This is a genomic window from Agromyces humi (assembly GCF_009720255.1).
GTDB classification, from domain to species: domain Bacteria; phylum Actinomycetota; class Actinomycetes; order Actinomycetales; family Microbacteriaceae; genus Agromyces; species Agromyces humi.
The window spans coordinates 1-5,326 of record NZ_WJSP02000262.1 but is presented as its reverse complement, the minus strand read 5'-3'; the positions used below and the strand labels follow the sequence as shown (position 1 = coordinate 5,326).

Below are 5,326 nucleotides of genomic sequence, written 5' to 3'. Positions count from 1 at the left end.
CGGGAACCGCGGCCGCGGCACCCTGCACGTCGCCGCGGCGCAGCGCGGTGGCCGCACGTGCGAGGTGCGCCGCTGACTGCGGACGGTCGGCGGGGTTCTTCGCGATGCACGCGTAGACGAGGTTGCGCACCGGCTCGGACACCGTGACCGGGAGATCGGGCGGCGTCTCGTTGATCTGCGCCATGGCGATGGCGACCTGCGACTCGCCCGTGAAGGGGCGACGGCCGGCGAGGGCCTCGTACGCGACGATGCCCAGCGAGTAGATGTCGGTGGTCGGCGAGGCCGGGTGACCCGAGGCCTGCTCGGGCGACAGGTACTGCACGGTGCCCATGACCTGGCCGGTCGCGGTGAGGGGCACCTGGTCGGCGATGCGGGCGATGCCGAAGTCGGTGATCTTCACGCGGCCGTCGGGCGTGATGAGGAGGTTGCCGGGCTTGATGTCGCGGTGCACGAGGCCGGCCGCGTGCGCGGCCTGGAGTGCCGCCGCGGTCTGCGCGACGATGTCGAGCACCTTGTCGGTGGAGAGGACGTGCTCACGCTCGAGGATGGTGGAGAGCGCCTCGCCGGGGACGAGCTCCATCACGAGGTAGGCGCTGCCGTCCTCCTCGCCGTAGTCGAAGACGTTGGCGATGCCCTCATGGTTGACGAGTGCGGCGTGCCGGGCCTCGGCGCGGAAGCGCTCGAGGAATCCGGGGTCGCCGAGGTACTCATCCTTCAGGATCTTGATCGCCACCTGGCGACCGATCACGAGGTCGGTGGCCTGCCACACTTCGCCCATGCCGCCGATGGCGATCCGGGACTGCAGCTCGTAGCGCCCTCCGAAGGTGAGCCCTGCGCTCGGTCTCATTTGTTCAGCACCGCCTCTAGTACCTGCTTTGCGATGGGTGCGGCGATGAGATTGCCGTACCCCTCCTGACCAAGTCCCCCGCCATCCTCCACGAGTACCGTGATCGCATACTGAGGGTCGTCGGCGGGGGCAAAACCCGTGAACCAGAGAGTGTAGGGGTCACTCTCTCCGTTCTCTGCGGTACCGGTCTTACCGGCCACGCTGACGCCGTCTATTCTTGCATTACTCGCAGCCCCGTTTTCGACGCCGTTGGTCATCATCTGCACCATGGTGGCGGCCGTCTCCTGGCTGATCGCGCGGCCGTATTCCGCCGGCTCGAACTCCTCCAGCGGCGAGAAGTCGGGCGCCGTGATCGCGTCGACGAGGTCGGGCTCCATGACGATGCCGCCGTTGGCGATCGCGGCCGAGACCATCGCCATCTGCAGGGGGGTCGCCCGCACATCGCCCTGGCCGAACGCGGTGAGCGCCGTCTGCGGCTCGTCGAGCGCGCGCGGGTAGACACTGGGCTCGGTCGCCGTGGGGATCTCGAACTCGTGGTTGAACCCGAACTTCTCGGCCTGCTCGCGGATCGCGGCGTCGCCGAGCTCCATGCCCAGCTCGGCCATGGGGATGTTGCACGACAGCCGGAGTGCGTCGGCGAGCGTGACCTCGGCGCCGGGGCCGCAGGTGCCGCCACCGGAGTTGCGGACGACCGCGTCCGTGCCCGGCAGCGTGAGCGACGCGGGGTTGGGGAACGTCGACTCGGGCGTGTACTTGCCCGACTCGAGGGCGGCCGCCACCACGACGAGCTTGAACGTCGAACCGGGCGGGTTCATGTCGCCGCCCGTCGCGCGGTTGGTGAGCGGGTCGCTCGGGTCCGCGAGGAGCGCGTCGTACGTGGCCTGCACCTGCTCGCTGTCGTGCACGACGAGGGCGTTGGGGTCGTAGGTCGGCTTCGTGACCATGGCGAGGATGCGACCGGTCGACGGTTCGGTCACCACGACCGAGCCGGTGTAGTCGCCGAGCGCGTCCCATGCCGCCTGCTGGGCGACCGGGTCGATCGCCACCTCGACGGAGGCCCCCATCGGATCCTGCCCGGAGATGATGCGGTTCAGCGAGTCGAAGAACTGGCTCGAGCTCTGACCGCTGAGATACGAGTTGAGGGATCGCTCGAGCCCGGTGGCCTCGCCGTTGACCGGGATGTACCCGGTCACCGCGGCGTAGAGCGCCCCGGGCGCGTACACGCGCTGGAACTTGTAGTTGTCGTCGGAGGGCGTGGAGTACGCGATGGGCTCGCCGCCGACGAGGATGGGGCCGCGCTCCACCGAGTAGCTCTCGTACAGCGTGCGGGAGTTCCGCGGATCGGCTGCCAGTGCGTCCGCCTGCACGTACTGGATGATCGTCGACGAGACGAACAGGGCGAGGAACATGAGGAGCGCGACGATCGTCACGCGCTTGAGCTCACGATTCATCCGTCGATCACCAGCCTCGGATGGTTGCGGACCGTGTCGGACAGCCGCAGCAGCAGCGCCACGATGATCCAGTTCGCGACGAGCGACGAGCCGCCCGCCGCGAGGAAGGGCGTGGTGAGGCCGGTCAGCGGGATGACGCGAGTGACGCCGCCGACCACGATGAACACCTGCAGGGCGAGCACGAAGGCGAGGCCCACGCCGAGGAGCTTGCCGAAGTCGTCCTGTCCGGCGAAGCCGATGCGGAAGCCGCGGGCGACGAAGAGCACGTAGAGCGCGAGGATCGCGAACACGCCCGCGAGGCCGAGCTCCTCACCGAGGCTCGCGATGATGTAGTCGCTCTGCGGCACGGGCGTGATGTCGGGCCGGCCCTCGCCCCATCCGGTGCCGATGAGCCCACCGTTCGCGAGCCCGAAGAGACCCTGCACGAGTTGGTAGCTGCCGCCGAACTCCTGGTCGAACCGATCGGGGCTGAACGGGTCGAGCCAGTTCGCGAAGCGGTTGCCCACGTAGTCGAGGGTCTGGCTCGCCACGAGGGCGCCGCCGATGAACAGGCTGAGTCCGAGCACCACCCACGAGAGCCGGCTCGTCGCGACGTAGAGCATCACGAGGAACAGGCCGAAGTAGAGGAGTGCCGTTCCGAGGTCGCGCTGGAAGACGATGACCGCCATCGACAGTGCCCACACCACGAGGAGCGGACCGAGGTCGCGGGCGCGCGGGAACCGCATGCCGAGGAACTTCCTGCCGACCATCGACAGCGAGTCGCGGTTGCGCACGAGGTAGCCCGCGAAGAAGACGGCGAGGGCGATCTTCGCGATCTCACCGGGCTGGAACGTCGCGATGTCGCCGAAGCCGATCCAGACCCTCGCGCCGCTCACCTCGCGGCCGATGCCCGGCACGAGCGGCAGCAGGAGCAGCACGATCGCCAGGAGTCCGGAGAGGTAGGTGTAGCGGAACAGCACGCGGTGGTTCCGGATGACGAGGATCGTCACGATGGCGGCGACGATCGCGATGGCGCTCCACACGATCTGGCGCACCGAGGCGCTCTCCCACCCGGACTCGCCGTCGGCGATGTCGATGCGGTAGATCATCGCGATGCCGAGCCCGTTGAGCACGGTGGCGATGGGCAGCAGGAACGGGTCGGCGTCGCGCGCGACGAAGCGCATGGCGATGTGCAGCCCGAAGACGAGGGCCGACAGCCCGGCGCCGAGCAGCACGAGCTGCGTGTCGACGTGTCCCATGGCCCCGAGCTGCACGAGCACGATCGCCGCGGCGTTGATGAAGCAGGCGACGATGAGCAGCCAGAGCTCCATGTTGCGCAGCTTCTGCGGCATGCGGATGCGCCGCACGGGAGCCGTGGGCGGTCCTCCTGCGGGGGACGCCTCGGCGGTGCGGCCGGCGCGGTCAGTCAACGGAGTCCTCCAGTCGCTGCACGATGCGGAAGGCCTCGGAGAACGAGCCGGCGCTGATGGTCTGCTCCACGCGCTGCTGGTCGTAGGTGCGGAGGTCCGCGACGTCGACGGTGGTCTCGGTGTGCAGTTCGTGCAGCGAGATCGGCCCGAGGTCCTGCTGGATGCCCTGGAAGATCGCGATCCGGCCGTTGGACTCGCCCACGTAGTAGCGGGTCTGCGTCCACTGGTAGCCGAGCACGAACACCGCCACGATGGCCGCGACGAGCAGCACGATCCAGAAACCCCACACCAGGCGGCGGCGTCGACGCCGGCGGGCGTCCTCCTCGATGAGCTCGTCGAAGTAGTCGGCGGAGTCGGGCTCGAAGTGCGTCTCCTGCACGGGGTGCGGCCGGAACGGCGCGAGACGGATGCCGCGGGCGCGCGCCGGCTCCGCCGCCGCACCGAAGGCGAGCGGGGCCGCTGCCGAGCCGACCACGAGCGGCGGGGTGGCGGGGGCGGGGGGATCGCCGATGTCCACCACGACGACGGTGACGTTGTCGGGGGCGCCGCCGTCGAGTGACGCCTTCACGAGCCGGTCAGCGACCTGCTTGGCACCGGCGTCGGACGCCATGATCTCGAGGATCTCGTCGAACGACACGACCCCCGAGAGGCCGTCGGAGCAGAGCATCCACCGGTCGCCGGCGCGGGTGTCGAGCACCATCGAGTCGATCTCGGGGGAGGCCTCGACGTCGCCGAGCACGCGCATGAGCACCGACCGACGGGGGTGGACCATCGCCTCCTCGGCGGTGATGCGGCCGGCGTCGACGAGCCGCTGCACGAAGGTGTGGTCGATCGAGATCTGGCTGAGCTCTCCGGAGCGCAGGAGGTAGATGCGCGAGTCGCCGATGTGCGAGATGACGACCCGGTCGCCGTCGAGCAGCAGCGCGCTCACGGTCGTGCCCATGCCGGTGAGCTCGGAGTGCTCGGCGACGGTCTCGGCGAGCTGGCGGTTCGCCGCGATCAGGGCGCCCTCGAGCGCGGCGGCGGCGACCGGTGCCGACTCGTAGTCGTCGTCGGCCTCGGCGATGCGGCGCGTGGCGATCGCGCTCGCGACGTCGCCGCCGGCGTGCCCGCCCATGCCGTCGGCGACGAGGAACAGGTTGCGTCCGGCATAGCCGGAGTCCTGGTTGTTCGAGCGGATCCGTCCGACGTGCGAGACCGCAGCGCTCGCCTTGACCGTGGCCATGGGCGCTACCGCCGCAGCTCGAACGTCGTCGCTCCGACCTTGACGGTGGCTCCGAGCGGGATGGGCGTCGGCACGGTCACTCGGGAGCCGTTGAGGAAGGTGCCGTTCGTGGAGTCGAGGTCCTGGATCATCCAGCGGCCGTTCCACAGCATGAGTCGGGCGTGGTGGGTGGAGGTGTAGTCGTCGCGGATGATGATCGCCGAGTCGCTGGAGCGGCCGATGGTGATCTCGTCGCGGCCGAGTGGGAACTCGGCGCCGGCCTTCTGCCCGCTCGTGATCACCAGGCGGGTGGCGTTCTCGGTGGAGGCGGTCTCGTTGCCCCCGACGGACGCCGGCGCGGCGGGATGGGACACCGCCGCGGTCGGGGCGGAGGCCGACGCGGCGGCGGCGACCG

5 protein-coding genes are annotated in these 5,326 nt (G+C 69.7%); all 5 read right to left on the bottom strand.

Annotated features, from left to right (window positions below; genetic code table 11):
- Window positions 1–847 (bottom strand): serine/threonine-protein kinase (locus GH736_RS16565; protein ID WP_159605296.1); only part of this gene is annotated, 847 nt, incomplete at its 3' end.
- Window positions 844–2,298 (bottom strand): peptidoglycan D,D-transpeptidase FtsI family protein, encoded by a 1,455-nt coding sequence (locus GH736_RS16560; protein WP_159605294.1) that lies wholly within the window; start codon window positions 2,296–2,298, stop codon window positions 844–846. The genes GH736_RS16565 and GH736_RS16560, both read right to left, overlap by 4 nt.
- Entirely contained in the window at window positions 2,295–3,629 is a 1,335-nt protein-coding gene (locus tag GH736_RS16555) for an FtsW/RodA/SpoVE family cell cycle protein (protein WP_159605298.1), read from the bottom strand. The genes GH736_RS16560 and GH736_RS16555 overlap by 4 nt, the downstream gene beginning before the upstream one ends.
- 70 nt (window positions 3,630–3,699) lie before the next feature.
- Window positions 3,700–4,932, bottom strand: a complete 1,233-nt coding sequence (locus GH736_RS16550; protein WP_159605292.1) for a PP2C family protein-serine/threonine phosphatase — start codon at window positions 4,930–4,932, stop codon at window positions 3,700–3,702.
- Window positions 4,933–4,937: 5 nt separating this feature from the next.
- On the bottom strand, window positions 4,938–5,326 hold a 389-nt coding region (locus GH736_RS16545), incomplete at its 5' end, for an FHA domain-containing protein FhaB/FipA (protein ID WP_159605290.1).

Coding starts and splice junctions, on each gene's coding strand:
- GH736_RS16560 (WP_159605294.1), bottom strand. CDS start 2,298: ATGAATCGTGAGCTCAAGCGCGTGACGATCGTCGCGCTCCTCATGTTC.
- GH736_RS16550 (WP_159605292.1), bottom strand. CDS start 4,932: ATGGCCACGGTCAAGGCGAGCGCTGCGGTCTCGCACGTCGGACGGATC.
- GH736_RS16555 (WP_159605298.1), bottom strand. CDS start 3,629: ATGCCGCAGAAGCTGCGCAACATGGAGCTCTGGCTGCTCATCGTCGCC.